Origin of the sequence: Shewanella schlegeliana, assembly GCF_016765635.1 — a bacterium.
GTDB classification, from domain to species: domain Bacteria; phylum Pseudomonadota; class Gammaproteobacteria; order Enterobacterales; family Shewanellaceae; genus Shewanella; species Shewanella schlegeliana.
This window is the reverse complement of the sequence record NZ_JAESVD010000001.1, coordinates 645,849-672,197: the sequence shown is the minus strand read 5'-3', so window position 1 is coordinate 672,197 and position 26,349 is coordinate 645,849. Positions and strand designations below refer to the sequence as shown.

At 44.0% G+C, this 26,349-nt stretch carries 21 protein-coding genes and 5 tRNA genes; 6 read left to right on the top strand and 20 right to left on the bottom strand.

Annotated elements, in window-relative coordinates; translation table 11 throughout:
* Positions 1-5: 5 nt before the first annotated feature.
* From JMA39_RS03020 to JMA39_RS03010, 3 genes are all read right to left on the bottom strand, one after another.
* Positions 6-920: a DmsE family decaheme c-type cytochrome gene (locus JMA39_RS03020; protein WP_202720331.1), complete on the bottom strand. Its 915-nt coding sequence runs from the start codon at positions 918-920 to the stop codon at positions 6-8.
* A 290-nt stretch (positions 921-1,210) separates the two neighbouring features.
* Entirely contained in the window at positions 1,211-2,194 is a 984-nt protein-coding gene (locus JMA39_RS03015; protein ID WP_202720330.1) for an ABC transporter permease, read from the bottom strand.
* Positions 2,191-3,075 carry an ABC transporter ATP-binding protein gene (locus JMA39_RS03010; protein ID WP_202720329.1) on the bottom strand — a complete coding sequence of 295 codons (885 nt, stop codon included), beginning with the start codon at positions 3,073-3,075 and terminating at the stop codon, positions 2,191-2,193. Before JMA39_RS03010 ends, JMA39_RS03015 begins: the two co-directional genes overlap by 4 nt.
* A 166-nt stretch (positions 3,076-3,241) precedes the next feature.
* Here JMA39_RS03010 and JMA39_RS03005 point away from each other — a divergent pair, with 166 nt between their 5' ends.
* Complete coding sequence (locus tag JMA39_RS03005; protein WP_202720328.1) at positions 3,242-4,165, top strand: ABC transporter substrate-binding protein; 924 nt, start codon at positions 3,242-3,244, stop codon at positions 4,163-4,165.
* A gap of 545 nt (positions 4,166-4,710) precedes the next feature.
* Here the strand turns inward: JMA39_RS03005 and JMA39_RS03000 are convergent.
* The 8 genes from JMA39_RS03000 to JMA39_RS02965 form a co-directional block, all read right to left on the bottom strand.
* Positions 4,711-4,787: transfer RNA gene (locus tag JMA39_RS03000), tRNA-Met, on the bottom strand.
* Positions 4,788-4,832: 45 nt separating this feature from the next.
* A tRNA-Val gene (locus tag JMA39_RS02995) sits at positions 4,833-4,909 on the bottom strand.
* Between the two features lie 2 nt (positions 4,910-4,911).
* A tRNA-Met gene (locus JMA39_RS02990) sits at positions 4,912-4,988 on the bottom strand.
* A 45-nt stretch (positions 4,989-5,033) separates the two neighbouring features.
* Positions 5,034-5,110, bottom strand: a tRNA-Val gene (locus JMA39_RS02985).
* Positions 5,111-5,123: 13 nt separating this feature from the next.
* A tRNA-Met gene (locus JMA39_RS02980) sits at positions 5,124-5,200 on the bottom strand.
* A 374-nt stretch (positions 5,201-5,574) separates the two neighbouring features.
* The gene (locus tag JMA39_RS02975) at positions 5,575-6,786 is read right to left on the bottom strand and encodes an MFS transporter (protein ID WP_202720327.1); all 1,212 of its coding nucleotides are present in this window, start codon (positions 6,784-6,786) and stop codon (positions 5,575-5,577) included.
* The gene (locus tag JMA39_RS02970) at positions 6,783-6,971 is read right to left on the bottom strand and encodes a hypothetical protein (protein WP_202720326.1); all 189 of its coding nucleotides are present in this window, start codon (positions 6,969-6,971) and stop codon (positions 6,783-6,785) included. Before JMA39_RS02970 ends, JMA39_RS02975 begins: the two co-directional genes overlap by 4 nt.
* A 236-nt stretch (positions 6,972-7,207) precedes the next feature.
* Positions 7,208-7,705, bottom strand: a complete 498-nt coding sequence (locus JMA39_RS02965) for a VF530 family DNA-binding protein (RefSeq protein WP_202720325.1) — start codon at positions 7,703-7,705, stop codon at positions 7,208-7,210.
* Between the two features lie 391 nt (positions 7,706-8,096).
* Here JMA39_RS02965 and JMA39_RS02960 point away from each other — a divergent pair, with 391 nt between their 5' ends.
* Positions 8,097-8,621, top strand: coding sequence for a D-lyxose/D-mannose family sugar isomerase (locus JMA39_RS02960; RefSeq protein ID WP_202720324.1), 525 nt, complete (start codon positions 8,097-8,099; stop codon positions 8,619-8,621).
* Positions 8,622-8,659: 38 nt separating this feature from the next.
* Here JMA39_RS02960 and JMA39_RS02955 read toward each other — a convergent pair whose 3' ends face one another.
* The 5 genes from JMA39_RS02955 to JMA39_RS02935 form a co-directional block, all read right to left on the bottom strand.
* Positions 8,660-9,670, bottom strand: coding sequence for a substrate-binding domain-containing protein (locus JMA39_RS02955; RefSeq protein WP_237732546.1), 1,011 nt, complete (start codon positions 9,668-9,670; stop codon positions 8,660-8,662).
* Between the two features lie 86 nt (positions 9,671-9,756).
* Complete coding sequence (locus JMA39_RS02950; protein ID WP_202720323.1) at positions 9,757-10,794, bottom strand: ABC transporter permease; 1,038 nt, start codon at positions 10,792-10,794, stop codon at positions 9,757-9,759.
* A gap of 9 nt (positions 10,795-10,803) precedes the next feature.
* Complete coding sequence (locus JMA39_RS02945; protein ID WP_202720322.1) at positions 10,804-12,288, bottom strand: sugar ABC transporter ATP-binding protein; 1,485 nt, start codon at positions 12,286-12,288, stop codon at positions 10,804-10,806.
* Entirely contained in the window at positions 12,281-13,798 is a 1,518-nt protein-coding gene (xylB, locus tag JMA39_RS02940; RefSeq protein ID WP_202720321.1) for a xylulokinase, read from the bottom strand. Before xylB ends, JMA39_RS02945 begins: the two co-directional genes overlap by 8 nt.
* Before the next feature lie 3 nt (positions 13,799-13,801).
* A complete protein-coding gene (locus JMA39_RS02935; RefSeq protein WP_202720320.1) occupies positions 13,802-14,836 on the bottom strand; it encodes an NAD(P)-dependent alcohol dehydrogenase in 1,035 nt (344 codons plus the stop codon).
* Between the two features lie 335 nt (positions 14,837-15,171).
* On the opposite strand from JMA39_RS02935, the gene JMA39_RS02930 reads away from it, so the two are divergent.
* Positions 15,172-16,161 (top strand): LacI family DNA-binding transcriptional regulator, encoded by a 990-nt coding sequence (locus JMA39_RS02930; protein ID WP_202720319.1) that lies wholly within the window; start codon positions 15,172-15,174, stop codon positions 16,159-16,161.
* Between the two features lie 261 nt (positions 16,162-16,422).
* The gene (locus JMA39_RS02925; RefSeq protein ID WP_202720318.1) at positions 16,423-18,033 is read left to right on the top strand and encodes an ABC-F family ATPase; all 1,611 of its coding nucleotides are present in this window, start codon (positions 16,423-16,425) and stop codon (positions 18,031-18,033) included.
* Positions 18,034-18,114: 81 nt separating this feature from the next.
* Here the strand turns inward: JMA39_RS02925 and JMA39_RS02920 are convergent, their stop codons facing one another.
* Positions 18,115-18,765, bottom strand: coding sequence for a CatB-related O-acetyltransferase (locus JMA39_RS02920; RefSeq protein ID WP_202720317.1), 651 nt, complete (start codon positions 18,763-18,765; stop codon positions 18,115-18,117).
* Positions 18,766-18,915: 150 nt separating this feature from the next.
* On the opposite strand from JMA39_RS02920, the gene JMA39_RS02915 reads away from it, so the two are divergent.
* Positions 18,916-19,077: a hypothetical protein gene (locus tag JMA39_RS02915; RefSeq protein WP_202720316.1), complete on the top strand. Its 162-nt coding sequence runs from the start codon at positions 18,916-18,918 to the stop codon at positions 19,075-19,077.
* A 30-nt stretch (positions 19,078-19,107) separates the two neighbouring features.
* Here JMA39_RS02915 and JMA39_RS02910 read toward each other — a convergent pair whose 3' ends face one another.
* The 3 genes from JMA39_RS02910 to JMA39_RS02900 form a co-directional block, all read right to left on the bottom strand.
* Positions 19,108-19,953, bottom strand: coding sequence for a phospholipase A (locus tag JMA39_RS02910; protein WP_202720315.1), 846 nt, complete (start codon positions 19,951-19,953; stop codon positions 19,108-19,110).
* A gap of 194 nt (positions 19,954-20,147) precedes the next feature.
* Entirely contained in the window at positions 20,148-22,142 is a 1,995-nt protein-coding gene (gene uvrB, locus JMA39_RS02905; RefSeq protein WP_202720314.1) for an excinuclease ABC subunit UvrB, read from the bottom strand.
* A 316-nt stretch (positions 22,143-22,458) separates the two neighbouring features.
* Positions 22,459-25,515, bottom strand: coding sequence for a UvrD-helicase domain-containing protein (locus tag JMA39_RS02900; protein ID WP_202720313.1), 3,057 nt, complete (start codon positions 25,513-25,515; stop codon positions 22,459-22,461).
* A 374-nt stretch (positions 25,516-25,889) separates the two neighbouring features.
* Between JMA39_RS02900 and JMA39_RS02895 the strand changes: the two genes are divergently transcribed.
* Complete coding sequence (locus JMA39_RS02895) at positions 25,890-26,231, top strand: hypothetical protein (protein ID WP_202720312.1); 342 nt, start codon at positions 25,890-25,892, stop codon at positions 26,229-26,231.
* The last annotated feature ends 118 nt before the right edge of the window (positions 26,232-26,349 follow it).

Below are 26,349 nucleotides of genomic sequence, written 5' to 3'. Positions count from 1 at the left end.
TCTCCTTAGAATTGAAACGCTTTGCCAGATGGATTATTTGAACCATGGATTTGGCTATGACAATTTAGACAGCCTTGACCAGCGGTTTGGATGCTTTGATTATCTCCAGGTGCCGTCGATGCGTGGATATCACCAGCGTGACACTGCTTACACAACATAGGAACACGTGATTTAAGCAAGTCGCTATTAACACTACCGTGGGCATCGTGACAGTTAGCGCAATTTTCCATTACCGGTACGTGCTCCCATAGGAAGGGGCCGCGTTTTTCTGCATGACACTCATAGCAGGTTTGGTTGGTATCAAAGCCTTTAAGCTCATGATCGCTCATGCTGCCGTGCGGGTTGTGGCAATCTGAGCACACCATAGTGCCCCACTTAAGCGGATGTGAGCTGCGTTTGTTCATGTCAGCCTTAGCTTTGGTGTGGCAGCTCACGCAAGTTTCTACTTGTAGGCTCGGGTTCATTACAGGGTCTTGTACAACATGGATCTCGTGACAACTCACGCAGCTAACATCCTGCTCAGCATGTAAAGAAGTATGCCATGCCATCTGCGAGGCATCGTTATGGCAAGCGGTACAAACTGAGTCCTGCATCTGCGCCGTTAAAGGTGAATTCTCGCCAAAGCTCACCATAGGTTCGTTCTTACCTTTGTGCTTACCTTGTGGGCCATGGCAAGCTTCACATTGCAGACCTGCCATAGGACCATTGCTACCCGCTTGGCCATGGACACTATCAAAAATGTCCATCACCATATCGGAGCGTTTATGGCACATAATGCATGTATCAGCGCCCTTCTTTGAGTATTTTCCCTCTTCAAACTTTTTCATTAGTGTATCGAGGGGATCGGCGGTGGCCCCCATAGATACTCCTGATAAAAGCACCAGCGCAATACTCATCACATTAAATATTTTCATCGTCATCTGCCGTAATGTTTTTTAATTATTAAAATATAACTAACTGAAATTTGGTTATTTCAGCCTAAGGCTAGAGGATAAAAGTGAAAAATACTCTATGATTTATGACAGCATTCCCCAAAGTGTTAACTATACTGTTAAAATTTTTCACAGGTCTTAGTCTATAAACAACGTTGGATTTGACATACCGCAGCAAATAGCAAACATGGTGCGGTATAGCTTTATAAGTCAGAGGTTAATCACTTCCCCTATACATTCAGGATTCAGAAAGCCGTAAAACTCCTGAAACACTCGAATTAATCCCAGCGAAAACTGCGACTCGCTACTCCCAAACAGATCAGGATAATCGCAACGAGAAATAACAGGTGATCGCCAATATCCAACAAACCAGCGCCGTCGATAATCACCGCTCGATTAGCGTCATTCATATGGGTTAAAGGTAAACAGTCAGCAAAAAAGCGCACCCAAGGCTTGCTACCTTCAAGAGAAAACCAGATCCCCGATAGAAACATCATTGGCCAAGAAATAACGTTTAACAGGCCATTACACAGTTCATCAGAGCGCGTACGACTCGCCACCAACAGTCCGATACTTATCATGGCTGCACTGCCTAACAGTGTGTTAAGCACTAAAAGCAGCACATTACCTTGAGGACGAATATCAAACATCAGTGCAATCACCACAAATACAATGGCAGCAGATAAGACCGTTGCACCAAGGCGTGAGAACAACTGTGATGCCAAAAACAGCCACGGTGCCAACGGCGTGACTTGCAGTCGCTTTAATACGCCAGTTCGGCGATATCTAACCACTACATATCCCACACCATAAAGCGCGGAGAACATCATATTCATGCCGATAATGCCAGGTAGAAGCCACTCGACATGACGTACAGCCTTTCCGCTAATAGCCCTCTTTTTAAGCTCGGGTAACTTAGCTGAGATCACCTGTTCAAGAATGTAGCCTTGGGCACTGTCTGGATTGACCCAGTAGCTATCGCCACTGAGTAAGCCATCAATAAGATGGCGAGACACTTTATGTTTGGCCTGCTCTAGATCTTCGTAATAAATAATTTCTATGTGTTTTAGAGCCTTAACTTGCTCAAGTTGGTGCACTTCACCATAAACACCCACTTGATAAAGGCTTGGGTTATCGTCATCGAACACCAATACCAGAGCGACAATGATGATAATTGGAAATAGAAGCGACCAGCCTAATGCAGACTTATCTCGGACAAACTCCAGATTGCGCGCGCTGATCAGGGCAAACAGTGCATTCATATTCGAAGCTCATTACCGGTTAATTTTAAAAAGAGATCTTCAAGATTTGGCTTACGCACCGACATGCCATTTAGTGAGGGGGCAGCCTTTTTAAAGGCGGTCATCAGTTCATTGAAAGAGTGACACTCCACCCGAGTACGCCCTGCACACTTACTTAAGCGAATGGGCAAAGCGCCAAAGTCTTGTTGAGAATAAATTCCTTCGAGTTCGACGATTTGCGGTAAGAAATTATCGCTAAGTAGATCAGCAGGCGTGCCCTCTGCAATAAACTGCCCTCTGTCCATAATGGCAATCCGATCACAAAGCTGCTCTGCTTCCTCCATATAATGGGTCGTCAGAATAATGGTTTTACCCTGCTGCTTTATCTCTCTTACAAGCTGCCAGAAATGTAGCCTTGCTTGAGGATCCAGGCCTGTAGTCGGCTCATCTAGAAAGAGTAAACTGGGGTCATTAATCAGGCTCAGCGCCAATAATAAACGCTGCTTTTGTCCCCCTGACAGGTTGTAATGCAACTTGTCTGCTATTTCACTCAGCTGACACTGCTTGATCAAATGTGCGATTGGCGTGTGACTTTGGTAAAAACTGGCAAATAGCTTTAAACAATCATATACCGTCAGGTAATCTGGCAAGGTGGTCGACTGAAACTGTATGCCCACCTCTTGCTTGAAGGTTTTATCGATTGCTCGACCGCGATACAAAACTTCTCCCTGAGTCGGCTTAAGCAAGCCCTCAAGGATCTCCAGTGTTGTCGATTTACCAGCACCATTAGGGCCGAGTAAGCCATAACACTCACCAGGTTGAATATCTAAGCTTATGTTATTGACCGCTACAAACTCACCATAGCGATGAGTCAGATCACGCACACTCAGTAGTACAGACAATACAACCTCGAAATAGGTAAAAAGGAGTGTATTGTCTGCAGTGCAATAAAAAAAAACACTGGGGTTTTTAACAGACTTTCATTCTGCTATTCATATTTGTGTACTGGTACGCAATCCGCTTTTGACATGCTTGTCTTTGCTAAAGAACTGCCCATGATGCGCATAAATGAGTCATTTAGAGATTAACAATTATATGTATGCGCGCGTTCTCAAGATAATATTCTTACTATCACTGCTGCTCGGTCCTCAAGTTGCTTTCAGCCAAGACGGTCAATCACTTAGAATCGTTTCTCTCGCGCCGAACTGGAGCCATACCGTTGCAGAGATTGGCGCAATTGATGATCTTGTCGGCGTGACTCGCTACGCACGTTTTCCTGCAGAGGTACCAAACCGTGTTAAGCAAAAACGTTTAGCTGTAGTCGGCGGATTCACCGATATCACCGTTGACAATGTCATTAAGCTAAAACCTGATCTTGTACTGACGGCCACCAGCTTGCAGCTTGGATTAAAAGCTAAACTTGAGGCTCTTGGTTACTCTGTGATTCACATGGAGGAGTCGAGTCTTGATGAGGTATACAGCAAAATAAACTTATTAGGAGAAACCATCGGCCATCAAGCGCAAGCCGACAAACTGGTGACATCGATACGGAGCGAGTTAACCGAAATTGGCAAACAGTATCAAGCTCATCCATCGCCTAAGGTCTATTACGAGATCAACTACTTCTATAAATGCGTTCCGGGTAAACACTCTTACATGACTGAGCTTATGGAGCTTGTTGGTGCTACGCCAATCTTCGCCGAGCGTGATGGCATCGCTCCGATGGTGACCTGGACCGAGGTGGTCAGCGCTAACCCTGATGTTATTTTACTGCCAATGTGGCCTGATGCCACAGGCCCTGTATTTGAGGGGCCACAAGCTGGCAGCGGCACCACCACAATAAGTGAAGTTAACAGCCGTGAAGATGCCAACAAGGTTAATGCAGTTAATCATGATGCAGTAAGATTTATCGACTCAGCCGTCACCAAACAAGCGGGGCCAAGTATTCCTCAAGCGGCGAGACTGCTGGCTGAAGCGATTTATGGGAAGTAGAAGTGAAATGATAAGTTAGATACATTGCAATAAGATTGCTGTTAGCTATAGAAACTACAATAGATGACTCGTATGAGTCATCTATTAATCAAAACAGTCACTGGTTGCGGGAGCTGGATAGTTTTTTATACAAGAAGTGGCAACGACCTTCGCCTGCCTTTCATAAAGAGCTGAGGCCGACGAACTAGCAAACTGCTCATACTATCCCGACTTTAATCATCAATTGATTCTTAAAAAGATCCAATACGCCAAAATTTAGGCACAAAAAAACCAGCTTTCGCTGGCCTACATGTAACTTGATTCTTTTATAAAGAATTGGTTGCGGGAGCTAGATTACTTTAAATATATGAATGGCAACGACCTTCGCCAGCCTTTCATAAAGAGCTGAGGCCGACGAGCTACCAAACTGCTCCATCCCTATCTTTACATTATCACCGAGGTAACTGTTACAGCTGAGTTTTAAATATGGCAAAGACACTGAATTTCAGGTACAAAAAAACCAGCTTTCGCTGGCCTACATGTAACTTGATTCTTTTATAAAGAATTGGTTGCGGGAGCTGGATTTGAACCAACGACCTTCGGGTTATGAGCCCGACGAGCTACCAAACTGCTCCATCCCGCGTCCGATTTAACGCTAATAACTATTTTAATTCTGTTATAAAAGAATTGGTACAACCGAGTGGATTCGAACCACCGACCCCTACCATGTCAAGGTAGTGCTCTAACCAACTGAGCTACGGTTGTATTGGTTGCGGGAGCTGGATTTGAACCAACGACCTTCGGGTTATGAGCCCGACGAGCTACCAAACTGCTCCATCCCGCGTCCGCTTTGACGCTAATAACTGTTTTAATTCTGTTAAAAAAGAATTGGTACAACCGAGTGGATTCGAACCACCGACCCCTACCATGTCAAGGTAGTGCTCTAACCAACTGAGCTACGGTTGTATTGTTCAAGAATTGGTTGCGGGAGCTGGATTTGAACCAACGACCTTCGGGTTATGAGCCCGACGAGCTACCAAACTGCTCCATCCCGCGACTGTGTTCTTGCTGTTCGTTTGGCTGTTGCCTTGGAACGAGCGCTATAGTATGGCGATACCGCCTTCGTTGCAAGCAAAAAAACGCAATTAGTTGTTAAGCGGTGATTTGCCGACCAACTTGAATGGTGTTTAAGCGATTTTGGCAATTTTCAAGTAAAACAATTACAAAGCGGGATGTTTTTAGCCAGTTTTTCCTCCAGTTAAATTCCCTTTAAAGGCGCTTTAAGCCACTTTCATCGATAACACCCTATTGAGTTTCAGCTTATAACGCGTATTTAGAGGTAATTTAATAATCGTTAGCTCACCAGTACTCTGCAGAAAGTAAAAGAGCCACTTAATTAGAGGCTCTTTTTGATAAGTTGCAAATACTTATCAGCTCAATACTGGAACAATCTTTATCATCACAGGTCTGTCATCAATCGGGAGATGAAGCAAAGCCGCTATAAAGGCTAAGACAACGGTACTCCACCATATAGGTTCATAACTACCATAATAGTCATAAATACGGCCGCCAACCCATGCTCCGAGAAAACTGCCAATCTGGTGAGTAAAGAATACCAAGCCGTAAAGGGTAGATAGATAACGGGCACCAAATATCTGTCTCACTAAGCCCGAGGTCAAGGGTACAGTCCCAAGCCAACAAAAACCAATCGCTGCACCAAAAATAGCAGCGGTATTATCGGTAACAGGTAGCGTCACAAATGCTGCAATCACCACTGTTCTCACCAGATAAAGACTGCTCATGACATAACGTTTGTTAAATCTGTCACCCATTACGCCCCAAAAGTAAGAGCCAAAGATATTAAAGATCCCAACGTAAGCCAAAGCCAGTGCAGCAGTTGAGGCGCCTAAATGCTTGTCAGCTAGATAACTCGGCAGATGAGTGGCAATAAACATCACATGAAAGCCACATACAAAGAAGCCCATATGGATCAGCCAGTAGTTTCGATTTGTACAGGCCTGCTTTAATGCTTGTGATAAGGTTTGCTCATCGACCTGATCGCCAATATTGGTTTCGACTTTGGCTGTCTTCATAAATGAAGCAAATGCCAGCATGATGCAACATAGAAGTGCAAACACCTGCAGCGCTGTTTGCCAATCAAAATGAGTAAGCAAGCTTTGTGCACCAGGAATAACAGCAAACATGCCAAAAGATCCTGCTGCCGTCGTTAAACCAAAGGCTTTGGCCGTATGCTCTGCCGGTACCACTTTAGCGACTGCGCCGAGAACAACAACATAGCTAGTTGCACTTAAGCCCAAGCCCACCAGCATACTTATTGATATATAGAACGCCTCGGTCGTGCTAGATAAAGAGGTAAGCAACAAGCCCAAGCCATAGGCTATGGCGCCAAGCATAATGACCTTCTTTGAGCCAAATCGGTCTGCAGCCATGCCCACAAACGGCTGAAATACCCCAAACAAAAGATTTTGTAAGGCTATTGCGAAGCTGAAAAATTCGCGGCCCACATCAAAGCTCATTGAGATAGGCATCATAAAGATCCCAAATGACTGACGGACCCCAAGGCTGATGATGAGAATGCCGATCCCTAACCAGACCAGCATCGGAAAACGGAAAATACTCATAGTTGCTTTCCGTAATCAGCTTTAACGGGGTCTTGTACCGTCTTAGGCATTTGATGACAGCCACCATCTGTTGCATTTAAGGCAAATGCATTCAGTAAGGGTTTACAGTAGTGGACTAAAATGAGCATTAAAATAAGTAGAGATGTCATGCGCAGAAGCTGCGCCAATAGAGTTTGAGAACGCATTGGATTTCAGGCTAGAAAAAGAAGACGCGCATCCTACAGTGAGGTAAAACATGAAACAAATGAATAATCAGAAACAACACTATGCACGGCATGCATAGTAGTGAAGAGAAATGCCAATCAGTATAACTTCATCGGTTCGACAAAAAGTAAAGGGGGAGCCTTTTAAGGCTCCCCCTTTATTTAGTTAAGCCTTTTACGGGCTAAACTAATTCATGCTAAATCAAACCAACTTAAGCTTACTTACCCCAAGGGTTAGTAGGATCTTGCGATGCTGCAGGTCGCTTACCGCCGCTACGACGATTTTGCGCATAGCCGTCTTGGGCTCTTGGCTTGTCTTTACCATAGCGAGGACGCGGGCCATTTTTCTTCATCGCCTTGTAGTTAGCTTCAGCCTTAGCGCGCATCTCTTCAACAAGCTCAACCGTTAACTTTTCAGCTTTACGTGGTACGATGCCATCAGCATAAGCGCGCTCACGTGGCTTTAGCTCCATCTGCGCTTCGCTGCCTTTTGGCATGCGCTTAAAGCGATAAAGGTAAAAGGCTTCAACACGCTCCCTCGCCCACTCGGTTTTCTTCAAAAACTTAATGCAACCTTCCATGTTTGGATTTAGGTTAAAACATTCCAGTTTTAGGGCGGCGTAAAGCACTTTATAGTCATAAAACTTCACTAGCTCTGTCAGCATTGTTTCTAAATTTAAGCCGTGAAGTGGGTTATTCTGTTGGTGTTCAATCATGGGGCGTCCAAATATCGCAGAACATGTGAAAAACATGTTTCTATAGAAAATATTCTCTAAATGAATACTTAGCCTGCTCGTTGAGCAGGTCAAAACAATGAGCTAATAATAACAAGAAATTGCCGATTTCACCCATGTAAATCGTTCGAGAACGTCATTTATTTACAAAACACAGAATCAGGAACCTATAAAGCGCCATATTTAATGAGGGCTCATCTGTGCTCGGTAAGCCTATCCATATAGAAAATGCCTCTCATTTTTGAGTCAATTGCGAGCTGTTCACCACTTAGGTGTGACCCAGTCTTCATTGTTATAAACGCTTCATTTAAATTAGATTGCCACCATATTATCTTAGCGCAGAATTGGCTTCATCAAGTAAAGAGAGCTAACTATGGTTAACATCCATGACAAGATCACAGAGCTATTAACGTTATCTGGGATTTTTCTAACGAAAAACGAAATTGAGAGACTTGAGTTAACTGACTTTGGTCTGAATGACTTTGGCAATACGGGCCTGATTATTCATACCTATATCAACACCGAGCGCTGCTGTGCCAAAGAACTGATTATGTTACCTCATCAGGTTTGCCCGGAGCATACCCACCCGTCAACAGCTACACGCCAAGGTAAAGAGGAAACCTTTCGCTGCCGATTCGGCAAAGTGAGTGTATTTATCGAAGGTAATATAACGACACAGCCTGCAGTAGAGCTTCCTAAGGATCTTGCTAATTACACCGTATTTCACGAGGTTGTGCTAAATAAAGGCGAACAGTTGACCTTAAGCCCCAATGCAAAACATTGGTTTAAGGCACATGCTGAAGGGGCTATCGTTTCGGAGTTTTCAACGATGTCGAACGATGATACCGACGTTTTTACTAATCAAGAAATTAATCGGGCTAGTCGACTCAGTGTATAAGTGAGCGCAGGGTTTCTACGCTCACCTCATTCAACTCATTACTTGCGCATTTCTAGCAACTGGTCAACGTTTTGCTTATTAACAACGGTCCAAGGAATGTCATAACGCTTAGACAAGCCATTATTCCAGTTCAATTGATCCGCATATTGCTGCCACACCCCAGATGCTGGCTTATACTGCTCACCAATAATATGACGTAAAGCTACATCGATAGAGCCTTGCATTTGGCCATTGGCATCTTGCAAAATCGATGTCATTTTATCACCCTTAACGGCGTGCAAAGCATCTGTCACACCGTCGATACCGGCAATCACATAGTTATCAACGGTATCACCCGTACCTTCAATGGCCTCAATAGCGCCCAGTGCCATCTCATCGTTTTGACCAATCACACCGCTAATTTTACCTTGATGCTTCATTAGCCAGTTTTCCATCAGCGTCATACCCTCTGCGCGAGACCAGTTTGCAGTTTTACGCTCAAGTACCTTAACTGCACCTTCTGGACATTCTGCGATTGCCTTTTCATTACCTTGGCCACGTTGAATTTCACCAGAACCACCTTTCGGTCCTTCAAGAATAACCACATTACCCTTACAGCCAATTTGCTCCATGATGTACTTAGCTTCTAAGTAACCACCTTCAACGTCATCTGACACGACTTCAGCCGTCATTTGGTCAGTATTTAAGCGAGCATTAGTGACGATAACTGGAATACCAGCTTCATTAGCCATATCTACCACATCAATATTGGCATCGAAATCCATTGGGTTGATGATGATTGCGTCATGATTGGTACGGATCGCTGTCTCAGCCTGGTTGTTTTGCACAAGTGCATCATAACGGCCATCATACATGGTGATCTTAACCTCACCCGATTTAACCAACGGGTGGTTATATGCAGCTTGTTGCATAAGCTGAACAAACTCTGCCTTCATGCCATACATTAATACGGCAATTTTAATATCATCTTTAGCAAAAGCAGCGCCTGAAGATAAGGCTAAAGTTGTGCCTAATAATGTAGAGATAATGGTTTTTTTCATTTTAGTCATACCTTTTTTCTTTTATTTTTAACGCACTCTTTTTTAGTAAAGAGTTTCAAGTGACTCTTTAAACAAGACTCTATAGATGAGAATGTTTAACGTGATTGCTTTCTAGATGGATCCAGCATCACCGCCGCAACGATGAGTAGGCCCTTAATAATTTGTTGGTAATACGACTGCACACCGAGCAGATCTAAACCGTTATTCATGACCCCGATAATGAGTACACCAAACAAAGTTCCTGTTAGCGTACCTAGCCCACCAGCCATAGAGGTACCACCAATCACCACAGCAGCAATAGCGTCTAGCTCATAGCCAAAGCCTGCACTCGTTTGCGCCGAGCCTGTACGAGCAGTAAGGATTAAGCCTGCAATAGCAGCCATCACACCACACAAGGTATAAACCGCGACCTTGACCTTATGTACGTCGATACCAGAGGTTTGAGCCGATTTTTCATTTCCACCTACCGCAAATACATAACGGCCAAAAACGGTTTTATTTAGCAAAAACCAAGCTGCAATAAAGATAACCGCAAAGATAACCACTGGGGTTGGGATCCCAAACGTGTAGCTATTACCTAGTGCACGAAAACCGCGATCGAGGGAGGAAACAGGGTTACCGTCAGTGGTTAACATCGTCATACCACGAGCAACTGAGAGCATACCCATGGTCACGATAAACGCTTGCAGACGGAACTTTGAAATAATGTAGCCATTTAAAAAGCCACAGATGGCGCCGATACAGATAGCAACCATTAACGGAAGAAGAATTGGCGAGTCAAAGCCACCAATCAGCATATCTGTCGAGTTAGTGACAAAACGCGCCGCGACAATCCCTGCTAGCGCGAGTACCGACCCCACAGAAAGGTCAACCCCGGCGACAATAATAACGAAGGTCATACCCACAGCTAAGATGCCATTAATAGACACCTGACGTAGAACGGAAAGTAAATTTCCTTGAGTCAGGAAATAGTTACTGTCCCACATCCCTTTCTGGATACAGATCTCACCGAGCACCGCAATACTGGCGCACAAAAACAGAAAGGCAAACACAATACCGTATTTATGTAGCACTGGTTTTAGTCGAGTAATTGGTAATCTCAGACTCTTATCTGTAGCAACAGATGTATTCATATATTTTTCCTAAGAAGCAAGACTTAATAAAAGTTGTTGGCTGGCATCTGACTGGGTAACTTCGCTGATCAGCTCGCCATTTTTAAAGACGATAATCCGGTCACTCATGCCTATAATTTCTGGAAGCTCGGAGGAAACCATGATGATCCCCTTACCTTGCAATGCCTGTTCAGACATATATCTGTAGATCTCTTTCTTAGCACCTACATCGATACCTCTGGTTGGCTCGTCGAGCATGAGTAATTCAGGGTTAGTTAACGACCAGCGCCCAAGCACCACCTTCTGTTGATTACCACCAGAAAGGTTGCCAACGATCTGATCTTTATTGGGTGTTTTAACCCTAAATAGCTCAATCATGGCCTCAATACGTTCGTTCTCACGCTTTTCATTCACAACAAATGCATTGGAGCATTGTTCTAATGACGAGATTGAAATGTTGTCACCAACAGAGCTGCTAAGCACTAGACCAGAAGACTTTCTATCTTCCGTTACATAAGCCATACCAGCGTTAATCGCCTGTTTGGGTTTGATTTTTTTAAACTCTGAGTCATTAAGGCAGATAGAGCCAGTATCGAATTCATCAACACCAAAAATCGCATTTAGCACTTCAGAACGGCCTGAACCGACTAAGCCATAGATGCCGAGGATCTCGCCTTTATTGACTTTGAATGAGATATCATTGAATTTTTTTGAAGTTAAATTTTTGACTTCTAATAGCAACTGTTCCGTTGGCTGATTGAACTTAGAAAACTCTTCGTTTATTTGCCCACCAATAATCTGTTCAATCAGTTGATCCCGATTGATATCACTGATCAAGCCTTCGCTAATGTAGGTGCCATCGCGAAATACGGTGTAGTGACTGCAGATCTCAAATATTTCAGACAAGCGGTGAGAGACATAAACAATGCCTTTGCCTTTTGCCGCTAATGACTTGATGGCATTGAATAGCTTCTTAGAGTCTTCTTCACCAATTGCCGAGGTTGGCTCGTCTAAGAAAATAATATTGGCATTGGAATGAGACAGTGCCTTGGCAATTTCAACCAATTGCTGGTGCGCAACACTCAAGGTATGCAGCATGGCATTGACAGGAATATCAAACTCCAGCTCATCCATTAGGGTTTGCGCCCTTTGATTGAGTGTTTTGAAGTCCACCACCCCAAAGCGATTACGCGGCTCTTGGCCTAAATAGATGTTTTCAGCAACGGTTAAATTGGGGATCATGCTCAGCTCTTGCTGAACGATGGTGATCCCTGCTTGTAACGCTTCTTTGGCGTTGGCAAAGACTTTGCTCTCGCCATTAACCATGATGCTACCTTCATCCGGCTGCAAGAAGCCCATTACAATGCTTAAGAAAGTACTCTTTCCCGCACCATTGCCGCCACATAGCGCATGAATTTCGCCGGCATTAAGGGTGAAGTTAATGTGCTTAAGAGCCTTAACTTCACCAAAAGACTTTTTAATCGACTTAACAGAGAGTAAAGGAGTGTTAGTCATTATTGGCCTCAGTGAGTCGTCGAGTATTCAATTGCGGGTATTGGCAATAAAGCGTATCGATATAGCGCTGATACGCCACTTCATACAAGCCAACGTTGCCGGAAATAGGCAATGTGCGACTGTCTTCATTGAGAACAATTACCTGCTCGATAAGATCATTACTTAACTCACCGTCAAGCGCCCAAGCAGCTTGAATTGCAGCCCCAAGTGCAGCCGCCTCCTCTACCTCTGGACAGATCACTTCACAGTTCATCGTATCTGCAATCATTTGTCGCCATTGAAAAGACTTAGCTCCACCGCCGATCAAACGGATCTGATCGATCTGGATCCCGGCGTCACGCAGGAGCTCTAGGCCATATTTAAGGCCATAAGTCGCACCTTCAACCACCGAGCGAACTAAATTGTCGCGGGTAAAATTCGCTGCATCTAAGCCATGAATCGATGCTTTACCATCGGGAAGTGCAGGAACCCGCTCACCATTAAAGAATTGCAGGAATGAAATGTTACCGGCACCGATCTTTGTCGCTTCGATAGAATAATTAAATTCAGTCAGGTTCATGTTAAGCACCTCTTGCACTAGACTCGTTGCAGAGGTCACATTCATAGTGCAGATCAGCGGCATCCAACCATTTGAACTTGAGCAGAAGTTGGCAATACTAGGGTGCTTCAATTCGACTGGCTTATCTGAAAAGGTGTAGATAGTGCCCGAGGTGCCAAGAGACATAGTAATGATGCCATTGTTGACATTACCCGTACCGATAGCGCCCATCATGTTGTCGCCACCACCACAAGACACCACGACGTTATCACTCAAGCCTAAACGAGCCTTAGCCGTACCAGTCACTACCCCTGCTGCTTTTTCGGCGCTATTTAAAGGCGGTAACGCCCTGAATAAATTGCCTGTAGGATCGATAAGTTGGCAAACATGCTCATCCCAACAGCGATTACGCACATCAAACAGACCGGTTCCCGATGCATCGCCATATTCGGCGCTAAACTCACCCGTTAACCAGAAGTTCAGGTAATCATGAGGCAATAAAATATGGGCTATTTTGGCAAAGTTTTCAGGCTCATGACGCTTCATCCATAGGATCTTGGATGCGGTATAACCGGTTTCAATCCTAAGGCCTAGCCTGTCGATACACGCCTGCTCGCCTCCGAGCATTTCCAAAAGCTCTGCATTCTGTGGTGCTGTTTCTGTGTCGCACCAAAGCTTGGCTGGACGGATCACATCACCGTGTCTATCTAAGGCTACTAGGCCATGCTGTTGACCCGATACACCAATCGCACTTATGCCCTTAGGGTCTACATCGGCTTGTATCAGCGCCTTACTAAACGCGCTAACCATGGCTTCAATCCACCAGATAGGCTGTTGCTCACGGCGGCCATTAGACTCAGAAATCAATTCGTGGGGAGCTGAACACTCTGCCAACACAGCCGATGTGTTGATATCTACCAGAATGACCTTAGTTCCCTGCGTGCCACAATCGACACCCGCGACAATACTCATCGCTTACTCCATCTCAATCATGATCTTCACATCTGAAGGGTTAGCTTCAAGCGCTCTTGCATAAGCCTCGAGTGAATCTTCAAACTTATAAGTTTTGCTGATTAACGGCTTAACGTTTAACTTGCCAGATGAGATAAGATTGATGGTTTTTGGGTACATATTGGCGTAGCGGAAGATGGTCTTAAAAGTGATCTCTTTTACCTGTGCGGCAACGATATCAAACTTAACCGGCTCAACAGGCATCCCCACTAAAACGACTGTGCCGTTAGGTGCCGCATGTTGACAAATCGTTGTTATAACCGACTCTACTCCACAACATTCAAAGACGACATTCACGCCACGACCGGCAGTTTTAGCCGCAATCACCTCTGCCACATCTTGCTTTAAGCTATTAATAACAGTAATGCCCTGATATTCATTCACCGTTGCCAGCTTTTCATCAACCACATCAACCACGATAACTTCAGCACAGCCACTGGCTAAAGCCGATAGTGCACACATAACACCAATGGTGCCTGCACCGTAAACTAAGCCGATATCACCTGGCTTGATGTTCGCTTTAGTCGCAGCCTGCATACCGATGGCTAAAGGTTCAACCATTGCGCCTTCTGCGTAGCTCATGTGCTCAGGAATTTTAAAGGTGAATGCAGCAGGGTGAACGACATACTCAGAGCAGCAGCCGTCATAAGGAGGCGTGGCCCAAAACTGCACATCAGGATCTAGGTTATAGATCCCTTCCATGGTTTCAGGAGACTGCGGCTGAGGCACACCCGGCTCCATACACACACGATCCCCCTCTTTAAGATGTTTTACATTAGCACCCACAGCCGTAATGACCCCCGCTGCTTCATGACCTAAGATCATTGGCTTTTCGACAATGAAATGTCCTATACGACCATGAGATAGGTAATGAACGTCCGAGCCACAAATTCCGACGGCCTGGATTTTTATCTTCACATCATTAGCGCCTACCTCTTCTGGAGCGGCGACCTCTTTTAAGACAAGTTCATTTACTTTTTCTAGTACTAAAGCCTTCATGTGATGGTTCCCTTTTGCAAAACTATGTTATCGATGTCATTAACACTTTTTTTAAAGATAATATTTTGACGAAATTTGTTTTGCGCGAATCTTCACAAAAATCAGCACTTCAATAACACCAATAACAAATAACTGTTTTCCAAAAATAAAACACTGAGGTGAGGTTAAATGCTATCAGAATACATAAAATGTTATCGATAACATTTTAATGCTGTTACATTGACAATTATTCACATACTATTGGTTTAATTAAATCTGCAGACAAAGGAAGTATCGAGTTCATTCTGCTGCTGTTTATTTATTAACAAGCAAGAAATGGTGCCGGGGATATATACATGAGAAAGATAAAACTTGCAGACATTGCCAAGGTAGCAAATGTGTCTTCGATTACCGTCAGTAGAGCGCTATCCACGCCTGAAAAGGTTAAGCCTGAGACCTGTGAGAAGATCCAGAAAATCGCTCAGGATATGGGCTATATCCCAAACTTTATGGCAAAAGGTTTAAAATCAAAATCTAAAACCATAGGCGTTATCGTTCCTACGATTATCAACCCTTTTTTTGCTAGCGCTGTTAAGTCCATTATTCGTAGCGCCAATAAAACGGGCTACAACTGCCTGTTATTCAGCTCTGATGAATCACAGAGCATCGAGCAAAATGCGGTAAATACCCTTATTAGCTACAATATCGATGGTGTCATCATTGCAGTCATTTCTGAAGATGAACACTATACCCCCGCCTATTTCTCCACCTTGAAAAAGTTAGAGATCCCAGTAGTCTTGCTTGATAGACATATCGATGCGCCCCATGTTTGCGGGGTGTACTTAGATAATATCGATTCAGGCTACAAGCTAGGCAAAGAGGTAATATCGAATAACTTTCAACGGATCTTAATCGTATCGGGTTCACCCAACTCTAAAGTCGCTAACGCAAGATTAGCCGGGCTTAAGATGGCGGCAGAGGAAGCAGGTTCTTCGGTCATTATTGATGTGATTAAAGCTGACTTTAATACCGAACTGGCAAAAAGGTTAGTCCAAGATTACCTAGGGCAACACAAACCCGATGCCATTATTGGTTTAAACAACCAAATAACCCTAGGAGCCTTAGAGGCAAGTGTTGTACATAATTACCAACTGGGTTCTGATATTCACTTCTACAGCATCGATGAGATCAAAACCGCAAAGAATTTTGGTATATCGATCCCCTGTATCAGACATGATGTTGAAGATTTTGGCTATCATGCTGTGACCCAATTAATTAGAGCAATTGAGTCTGACAATTGTGACAAGTTATCAGACATTATCATTAGAGGAACGGTTGTAAAATAACCCCCTTTAAATGACTCAACTCGCTGTAGCCCAAGTGTTATCGGCGAATCACTTTTATTAGAAACAGCAGTAGGGAGCTATCGCTCTCTACAAAAACCAATCAAATAGATGAATAAAGCGCTTTACAACGTTTGATTGCTCGACATCTAAGCGTCGACCTCTGTATAATCCGCGGCTGTTTTGCCTCCATAACAGGATTACTTGCCGTAACCTGTTAACGTCTTTGGCTTTCACGTTTTATTAATCACTCAGGATACTCTTTTGATCTCTACCGCAAACATCACGATGCAGTTTGGCCCAGAGCCATTATTCGAAAACATTTCCGCTAAGTTCGGTAACGGCAATCGCTACGGCTTAATCGGCGCAAATGGTTGTGGTAAATCCACCTTCATGAAGATCCTAAGTGGTGAGCTTGCACCGACTTCAGGTAATGTTTCAATTACGCCAGGTCAAAAAGTGGGTACCTTGAGCCAGAACCAGTTTGCATTTGAAGAATACAGCGTAATTGACGCGGTAATTCAAGGTGATGCAAGACTGTGGGAAGTTAAGCAAGAGCGTGAGCGCATCTATTCACTACCAGAGATGAGTGAAGAAGACGGCATGTACGTAGGCGAGCTAGAAAGCGAGTTTGCAGAAATGGACGGCTACAGCGCCGAAAGCCGTGCCGGTGAAATCCTACTTGAAGCCGGTATTGAAGAAGAGTTGCATTTTGGCCTGATGAGCCAAGTCGCCCCAGGTAAGAAACTGCGTGTACTTTTAGCACAGGCTTTATTCTCAAACCCTGACATTCTGTTACTTGACGAACCAACCAACAACTTGGACATTCATACCATTAACTGGTTGGCAGAAGAGCTTAACAAGCGCAAGTGCACAATGATCATCATTTCGCACGACAGACACTTCTTGAACACTGTTTGTACCCATATGGCAGACATCGATTACGGTGAGCTACGTATTTACCCAGGTAACTACGAATACTTTATGGAAGCCTCTGCGCTGATCCAAGAGCAGCTATTAGCCGGTAACGCTAAGAAAAGTGCTGAAATGACCGAACTCCAAGACTTCGTTAACCGCTTTGGTGCAAACGCATCTAAAGCAAAACAAGCAAGTTCTCGTGCTAAAAAGCTCGAAAAAATCAGCTTAGATGAAGTTAAAACTTCAAGCCGCATGACACCATCATTGCGTTTCGAAGATGGTAAAAAGATGCACCGCCAGGCATTGATCCTTGAAAATGTCGGTCATGGCTTTGACGGTGAAATGCTATTTGAAGGCGGCGAGCTCATTTTAGAAGCTGGCGCCAAGCTTGCGGTTATTGGTGAGAACGGTGTAGGTAAATCAACCTTCTTACGTTGTTTAGTGAATGAATTACAAAACAACCAAGGCGAGATCAAATGGTCTGAAAATGCCTCTATCGGTTACTGCCCGCAAGATAGCAGCAAAGACTTTGATAACGATTTAACGCTATTTGACTGGATGTCACAGTGGCGTCAGCCAAAGCATAACGACCTCATGGTGCGTGGCATGCTAGGTCGCTTATTATTCACCGAAGACGATATCAACAAAAAAGCACGTAACTGTTCGGGTGGTGAGAAAAACCGCCTGTTATTCGGTAAGTTGATGATGATGGATATCAACGTACTCGTTATGGATGAACCAACTAACCACATGGATATGGAAGCAATTGAGGCGCTTAATAACGCACTTAAAGTGTATCAAGGTACACTCGTTTTCGTCAGCCATGACCGTGAGTTTGTATCATCTTTGGCAACGCGCATCATCGATGTAAAAGATAAGAAACTGGTAAACTTCCAAGGTACTTTCGATGAGTACATGGCAAGCCAAGCTGAGAATGAAGCGAAGAAAATCGCCTAGTTAGCTGGCTTCTAGCGACAAATAAATACAAAAAATGGCGCTAACCCTATGACGGTTAGCGCCATTTTTTATTAACTTATTTTACGGATGTTTAAGATGGTATTGATGTAAGGCGTCAATATCACCGCTACATAAAATCGCCATAGCCCCTTTAAGCTTATCGAGTGGCCAGTCCCACCATTTCATCGCCAATAGCTGGTCTATCGATGCATCATCGAAGCGTTGTTTCACTAGCTTATTACTGCCAACGACCACATTGTAAGGCGCGACATCTTTAGAAATAACCGCCCTCGCCCCAATTACTGCGCCGTCACCTATGGTCACCCCAGGCATGATCATCGCCTCACTACCGATCCATACATCATTGCCAATCACAGTATCACCTGCGCGCTCGAAACCACTTTTTACCCCATCACCGAACTCTTCTGCGGAAAATGGATACGTAGAGATCCAGTCGAGACGATGACCCTGATTACCCGCTAGCATAAAGCACGCGCCCGAGGCGATTGAACAAAACTTACCGATAATCAGTTTATCAACTTCGCCAAACACTCCTGCTTCCCATACATCGATAGTTGAGCCATCGCCGAGCAAGTAGCGCACCGCTTGGTCTTCAAAGGATTTGCCATGGTAAAAGCCTGAGTAATAGGAATATTCACCCACTTGGATATTAGGGTTAACCACTTGCTGTTTAAGCTTTTTAGACTCTAACCAGCTGGTAAAATTGTTCATTGAAATTGTCTCAGTGGGATAAGTTAACAAGACTAAGAATAGGGTTATGTGTAAATTGTGTAAGCCGTTTAAGTTACGAAATTATAGAGCATGGTCATTGCACATAAAACAATAGATCAAGTGAATGGGCTGTAGTTGGAGTCGTATTCTTTGTATTTAGATACATTGCTTGTATCAGTACTGGGCAAAGCGAAAGCGGGCTTTAAGCATGCCGCTGGCTTGGCCTTAGCCTTAGCCTTAGCCTTAGCCTTAGCCTTAGCCTTAGCCTTAGCCTTAGCCCAACATTTTGCTCAGAACACAACCCGCCAATGAATCACTTTTACTGCTTAACTCACTCTTTTGCTAAAGCGCGATACCAATACCTACAGCATTATCAAAATGATTATAATCAGAGATAGTGAGTCCATAACCGCTTTGCAGCTTCAAGTAGCCTTTTATCCCCTTGTAAATGGGGAATCGCCAGCTTAACTCCTCATAGCCTTTAGAAAAACCACTTTCTAACAAGTTACGGACCGTTAAACTAATCTGATGCTCACCCACGTACCAGTCGCCTCTAACCGAACCATAACCCATATAATCTTCAATATCGGGGTTATAATCTATATTTGAAAAATCAGTCCTTATCCATGGTTTAATGCTGACTTCAAGCTCATCAAAAGCTAAAGAGAACTCCATATAGGCCCGGTTCCAACTGCGTTCGTAAACTCCGCCTTTTCCGTTTGATTGGTGTTCAAAGCCTATGCTAGTGCTTTGCCAAACTTCACTTTCATCTGAGTGCTGCCAAAACCAAAACACTTGTGGTTGATACTGTGAATCACGAAAATATGCTGACTTATCATAAGCCTGCCAATTTGATATTTGACTGTAAGCGATATAAAAACCGTCATTATCGGTAAATAAATTATTGGCGATGCCATATTTTAGACTGAACTGAAATTGAACGTTTGTTTCACTGATCTCGCCAGTGTTGGGGTTCTGTGGAGCGTAGTAAACCTGATTTGCTGATTGAGTTTGATAGACAGGTAAGATGAAGTTATTGTCGAATACGCTTAAGTTGTAGAGATCTTCCTTAGGAGTTAACCCTGCAATACCGGTAACCTCTTTACTTATGTTAACCCTCTCATTTGCCTGTATTGAACCTGCAGCCAATAAGCTAGTTAACAACATTATCATGGTCTTGTGCTTCAAGTTATTTCTCTCCCTATTAAATAAACGTCCTCAGCATAAAAAGACACTGTGGCGCTTCATTCAAACTCACCTTAATGTTCTAATATATTAGATTAAGCATTGTTTTTATAGTGTTAATCACGCATTCCACCCTTAATTATTCTGAAAGCCAGCCAAATTGGCATCAGTATAACAACCTGAGTGAACTATAAACGTTACATATAGATAAACTGTCGATAAAGTACAATCAGTTGCTCTCGAATATGCTTAGCTTGCTCAGCGCCCTCCTCATCCACCAGCTGCAGTAACTCCTTCTCTTTTGCGGTGATCTGTTGGCACAGGTCAGATAGGCTTTCACAAAATTTAGCTCTGTCCATCGCGCCGACAGCAACATGAGCTTGATCGTCAGAATCGAGTTTTCGCTTAGACGAGCTCGGCACTATGCCATTAGCCATGTTATACAGCATCTGATGGCCTCGGCGCTCGGAAGACTCATCTATCGCTTTTTGCATAGCAAAGGTCATTTTGTCGGCATAAAGGATAGCCTTACCATTTTCATTCCGAGCTGCTCGTCCGATAATTTGGATAAGCGCCTGCTCAGAGCGTAAAAAGCCTGCATGATCGGCATCGAGCACCGCTACCAGTGATGCTTCAGGAATATCTAAACCTTCTCGCAATAGGTTAATGCCAATTAGCACATCATAGTCTCCGGCGCGAAGGGCATTGATGATCTCGACTCTGTCGTTGGTTTTCACATCTGAATGCAAGTAACTGACCTTTAACCCTTTTGCGGCGATAACGTCATTGAGTGTCTCGGCGCTTTTCTTGGTTAAGGTGGTCACGAGTGTCCGCTCGTTACGGGCCACTCTTAGCTCTATCTCCTTGATTAAGTCTTCAATATTATTCTCTGAGGGACGTATTTCAATTTCAGGATCCAGTAGCCCAGTTGGACGGATGATCTGCTTAAACACATGTTGTTTGGATTTCTCTAACTCATAACTGCCCGGTGTTGCGGAGACGAAAATCGTCTGTGGCTTTATCTTCTCAAACTCGGTAAAGCTTAATGGTCGGTTATTTCGCGCCGAGGGAAGACGGAAACCAAAATCGATTAAGGTATTTTTACGACTCTGATCGCTCTTATACATCGCCGATATTTGTGGCACCATCACATGGGATTCGTCGATAAACAGTAAGCCATCTTTAGGCAGGTAATCGAACAATGTCGTTGGTGGCAGTTTTGGATCGCGCTGATTTAGATAAGATGCATAATTTTCTATACCGGGACAATAACCTTGCTGACGAAGTAGATCGAGATCAGATATGGTTCGCTCATACAATCTAGCCGCCTCGGTCAGCCTATTTTCAACGGTCAATGAAGCAACCTGCAGCTCCATATCTTTCATGATCTGCTCACAGGCTAAATCGACTTGCTCTACAGACACTGAATACAAGGTTTTAGGCGACACATAATATTCGTCGACATCCTCAAGTTTTTCACCGCTGATGGCATCGATCCAATAGAGCTTGTTTACATGGTTATCAGCTATCTCAAGGGTCAGCGCCTTATGTTCTGAATCTGCAGGGAAAATATCGACCGCTCCATCGCGAACTAAGAATGTCGCCCGCTTGATGGTACGGTTACAGCGGCTATACTGCAGCCTTTCTAAACGCTCAATTAACGCTTCTGTCTCAATGGCCTGCCCTAAACTGAGCTTAACCTGCAAAGAACGATAAGCATCGGGGTCACCCAAGCCATACACGGATGATACTGAGGCAACAACAATCACGTCTCTACGCTCTATCAAAGCCTTAGTGGTAGACAGACGCAAACGCTCTAAATGTTCATTAATCGCAGAGTCTTTACGGATGAAGCGATCGCTACCGGGGAGGTACACCTCAGGCTGGTAATAATCGTAATAGGATACAAAGAATTCGACAGCATTTTCAGGAAAAAAATGCCGCATCTCACTATATAGCTGGGCGGCCAATGTCTTGTTATGGGCCAAGATAATAGTTGGCCGTTTAAGCCTATGGATAACATTGGCTACGGTAAAGGTTTTACCCGATCCAGTAACCCCTTTTAATGTTTGGTGGGTTGCCCCTTTTTCAATGCCATCAATTAAACGAGCAATGGCTTCAGGTTGGTCGCCAGATGGTGGATAGCTTGAATGTAAAATAAACTTGTTTTTAGGCTGATGAGAGTTAGACATAAAACTGACCCTTAGCTCGCTTTTTATACACGCTTTAATAGATGAGTTAGACAATCGCCTCAACGCACAGAAACGGTTGCAACGGCTTGTATTAACTATAGAACATCAAGCTTAGTAGAGATTCAAGCCAAACGGTCTGTCTAAACAAATACTAAAACAGCGTAAAAACCCTAACATGCTGCGCTTACATCAAAAATGTTCACACACCTAACAAGCTATAAAGCTGACCCAAAGCCCTCCTTTACGACCAAATAAATCGTAAGCATCAAAAGCACTGAAGGCAGAAATTCGCAATGTTCCCACCAGAAAATGTAAATCACGCTGCTCTGCCGGATTTTTTATCCGCAATATTTGCAGAGTCATTCGTTGTGCTAGTAGTTGTGTTATTCGTTGTAAAGTGGCAGCTATTAGCATCGCCTCTTCGATGTTGGCTACAGGCTAAAAATTGCTTATTGGTTTTGCTATTGGTACGCAGAACCAGCTTACCCGACAGACATTCGGGGCAGACTTGCTGACGATGTCCACATTTCTCGCTAGTGCAATAGTGAAAAGATTCATTTCTAAGCATAGCTGCGCTGTGACAAACGGAGCAGGAATCAAGCTTAGTATCACAATACTCTTGCCCCAAAGAGCAACTGTAAAACAGGCCATAGCGTCCCTCTTTGGGGATAAGCTTGCCCTCATTACAATTGGGGCAACACAAAGCCTCGTTATAAAAGGGAGCAAGATCGCTCAAGTAAACCCGAATATCCTCCTTAAAGCGGCGTAGCTCTTTAATAAACACAGACTCTTTGCCTAGTTCCGCCTGAACAAACACGGTCTTTTTAGCCCGAGATAGCGCCACATAAAACAGGCGGCGCTCCTCAGTGTCGGCAAAGCTGTCGAGCTTGGGTAGCAAGGCCTCTAGGATCGGGTCGCTATCAATTTTGCAGGGGAAGCCATACTTATCATCATTAACATCGAGTACGATAACAAAATCTGCCTGTTTACCCTTAGAGGCATGAGCCGAAAAACCGGAGATAGCAAACTGCGGATAAGATTTTTGCCAATGACTCAGATCCTGGAGTGATGCATTAAAGCGGCCAATCAACATCACCGTCGTTCGCTTCGCTGTCTCAAACTTGGATACCTCAGGCTTAGATGCTTTAAGCTTAGGAGCCTCTAGCGGCCTTGTGACTTCATCGATACTATCAAATGCCTGTGCCAGTGCCGTCTGTTTGTTATTAATCAACAAGCAAACTTCAGGGCCGTCACTCACACTATGGGTAGTAAGGCGCTTCTTTAACTGCGCAGGGTTTGCCTGAATAAACCGCGATGCCACCTTTTCTATTTGATTGTTAAATCTAAAGGTTTTATCCAGCATCACCGTTTTGGTAGCCCCAAAGCTTTGACTAAATTGAGTGGTTAAACCCAGATCGCTACCGGTAAATCGATAGATAGCCTGCCAGTCATCGCCCACACAAAATAGCGCGCAGCCCGGCGTTGAATCCCTTAACTGAGTGATTAGCTTAGCGCGCTCGGGAGAAATATCCTGAAATTCATCGACCATGATGTACTTGAAACGGAAGCGATCGGCTGTTCGTTGATGAAAGTCCTTTGCACGAGTCACCTTTAGCGCCTCGCCTATCATGTCGGAGAAATCTAATGTGTTAAGGGACTTAAGATGGGCCTCATAACGATCATGCACCCATCTAAACAGATGCAAGAACGCCTTCCACCTAAGTTGGTTATAACTTGCGACCTTCTTGTTCGAACCTGCTGTCAGCTTTAAAGACTCAAGCTTGGCTAAGGTATAGCTTGATGATTTAAATAATCCCAAAAAACTCGACATCAAGCGGCTGACATTACGATACACACCTAAGTGCTTAACCTGAGCGAACACCTCTTCTGGCGAAATAGGTTTGAACAGTTCATGTTGGGCAAGCCCTAACTCTGCAGCGCGATCACACAATAAGGTCTCGAGACTCCTCTCTAAACCACCCTCATTCTGATAGTCAGCCTGCCAACTGAAGGTTTGCAGCAAACAGGTTCCATACTCTTGATGCAGCGCGATTTTCCACTGCCGACTTTGGTTATAAGACTCTTTATCTATGTCGGGACGCGTGTTGCCCTGCCTATCGATGCCAAAATGTTCTAAATAGGCATCAAGGAGAGGAATATAAAAGTCCGGTTGATACACACTCTTGCCCGGCTCAGTGATCTCCACGCCGCTACCAGTGCAATATTTAGGTTCGTACTTAAATTCGATACCGTGACTATAGAGATAATTACAGATGGTCAGTTCTTGAAAGCTTTTAACGCGATCCCCTGATAATGCACGGATCTCATTATTTTTAAGATAAGCGCGATATTGTCCCTCGGTTTTAAAGTCCAGCTCATTGACTTGAGGGTACAGGTATCGTCCAAAATAATCGGCAACAGGATCAGCCATCTGTGGATCGGCAACGATCTCATCGATCTGTTGATCGACAAATTGGGTCAACCGCTTATCGTCACTTGCCAGCACAGAGACTTGTGTCGAACGATTTAAATAATACTGAAGCATCTCCTTACCCAGAGCATGAAAGGTACTCACTTTCAATGAGGTAAGGCCGGGAATAGTTGCAACACGCTGCTCAAGCTCAACTCTGGCATCTTTTCCGTATGCCAGCATCAAGATCTCATCGGGTGTGGCTAACCCTTGTTGCACCAAATACGCCGCTTTTGCCGCCATGGTGCTGGTTTTACCCGTACCGGCTCCAGCAATCACTAGCGTATTGTTTTCATCAACGACACAAGCTTCACGCTGTAGAGACGTCAAGGGGTGCGTCTCTAACGAATCAAACAACTCTTGATAGCCATCGAGCTGCTTTTGCTGCCACCACTGATTATATTTGGCCGTAAAAGCCTCTGGCTGCTTAATAAACTTTGCCAGTCTGCAGTTAAAGCTATTGGTGTCAAATCCCAGCTTTTTGAAATGTTCGACCTGATTAAAAGTGGCTAATGAGTCTTGAAACTGACTCTGTAGTTGCTGCTTATCGGAGTCTCGTAAATATCGCTTGTGCAGAGCGAAGCTGTTATCGAAGCGGCTAATATCGGCGAGCAGATCATCATAACTCAACTGTAACTGAGTTTTGTTATGTAATAAGTGGTTGCGTAAGGCATGCTTAAACAGAGGTTTACTGTCGATAAAGCGAAAAAAGCTAAAGCGCTTGTCTCCCCAAACTAAGGTTTGGGTGAACCAGCCTTCTCGCACTTCTACGGTTTTATCAAACTCAGGATAAGGGTAAAGTTTGCCATTTATGGTCAAGCCCTGCTCACAAAGTCTTGCCCCATTACAGAAAAAAATCCCTTGCAGAAAACCGAACTCAACAGCGTGTCGCCTAAGCTCCATTTACAACCTCTGATTGATAAATTACTGCGGCATAGTAGCAACTAATTTCTGTTGCAAATAGATGTAACTAAGTCGACATAAGCTGTCTGCTTAAAAAATTATCACTAGAGAACGGCGCAAATTTGTCCATAAAATCAGCAGACTAAATAACTTAGGATTTTTTAGCTTTTTTTACATCTAAAATCTGCGTTTCTAGCGTGACTAACCACACAAAAACAAACCGAACCCCACTAATTAAGCTTAGAATCACATACCTAATAATTAGTAAATGCTAGCCTTTATATCAGTTCATAGCACCCCATAAATAATAGAATGCTATGCCATATCATCTAGATAACAGATCCATTGATGGAATGAGAAAAGGGTTCACCATAATGAAAAAAGTACTAATTGCAGGTCTTGTAAGCTGTTTATTCGCAGGTCACGCTGCGGCAGAAAACCTAGATAAAGAAACAGCCCTTGGCATGGCAAGCCTCATGATTTGTACAACCTTCTATGCCGAGCATGATATGCAAATTGAGGGCAGCATTGTAGGCCAATCTATGATGGCTCATAAGACTGCTGGCATCGAAGAGATGATCATGTCAAAAGAGACCAGCGAAGCGCTAGATGCTTACATGAACCAGTTCAAAGCGGCAAATAAAGAGCAGCAAATCAAACTGTGTGACGAAGCGATTAAATTCGCTCGTGAAAGTGATTTCGTTAAGGCTGAATAACCACTTGCTGTAGTTATAGCAGGAAGTTATAGCTGGAAGCTTTAGTCGTAAGACTCAATTTTATGCTTGAATAAAATGATAACCCCGCAAGGGGTTATCTTGTTTATGGCTGTTACCA

Coding starts and splice junctions, on each gene's coding strand:
- JMA39_RS03020 (WP_202720331.1), bottom strand. CDS start 920: ATGACGATGAAAATATTTAATGTGATGAGTATTGCGCTGGTGCTTTTA.
- JMA39_RS03015 (WP_202720330.1), bottom strand. CDS start 2,194: ATGAATGCACTGTTTGCCCTGATCAGCGCGCGCAATCTGGAGTTTGTC.
- JMA39_RS03005 (WP_202720328.1), top strand. CDS start 3,242: ATGAGTCATTTAGAGATTAACAATTATATGTATGCGCGCGTTCTCAAG.
- JMA39_RS02975 (WP_202720327.1), bottom strand. CDS start 6,786: ATGAGTATTTTCCGTTTTCCGATGCTGGTCTGGTTAGGGATCGGCATT.
- JMA39_RS02970 (WP_202720326.1), bottom strand. CDS start 6,971: ATGCGTTCTCAAACTCTATTGGCGCAGCTTCTGCGCATGACATCTCTA.
- JMA39_RS02965 (WP_202720325.1), bottom strand. CDS start 7,705: ATGATTGAACACCAACAGAATAACCCACTTCACGGCTTAAATTTAGAA.
- JMA39_RS02960 (WP_202720324.1), top strand. CDS start 8,097: ATGGTTAACATCCATGACAAGATCACAGAGCTATTAACGTTATCTGGG.
- JMA39_RS02955 (WP_237732546.1), bottom strand. CDS start 9,670: ATGACTAAAATGAAAAAAACCATTATCTCTACATTATTAGGCACAACT.
- JMA39_RS02950 (WP_202720323.1), bottom strand. CDS start 10,794: ATGAATACATCTGTTGCTACAGATAAGAGTCTGAGATTACCAATTACT.
- JMA39_RS02945 (WP_202720322.1), bottom strand. CDS start 12,288: ATGACTAACACTCCTTTACTCTCTGTTAAGTCGATTAAAAAGTCTTTT.
- xylB (WP_202720321.1), bottom strand. CDS start 13,798: ATGAGTATTGTCGCGGGTGTCGATTGTGGCACGCAGGGAACTAAGGTC.
- JMA39_RS02935 (WP_202720320.1), bottom strand. CDS start 14,836: ATGAAGGCTTTAGTACTAGAAAAAGTAAATGAACTTGTCTTAAAAGAG.
- JMA39_RS02930 (WP_202720319.1), top strand. CDS start 15,172: ATGAGAAAGATAAAACTTGCAGACATTGCCAAGGTAGCAAATGTGTCT.
- JMA39_RS02920 (WP_202720317.1), bottom strand. CDS start 18,765: ATGAACAATTTTACCAGCTGGTTAGAGTCTAAAAAGCTTAAACAGCAA.
- uvrB (WP_202720314.1), bottom strand. CDS start 22,142: ATGTCTAACTCTCATCAGCCTAAAAACAAGTTTATTTTACATTCAAGC.
- JMA39_RS02900 (WP_202720313.1), bottom strand. CDS start 25,515: ATGGAGCTTAGGCGACACGCTGTTGAGTTCGGTTTTCTGCAAGGGATT.
- JMA39_RS02895 (WP_202720312.1), top strand. CDS start 25,890: ATGAAAAAAGTACTAATTGCAGGTCTTGTAAGCTGTTTATTCGCAGGT.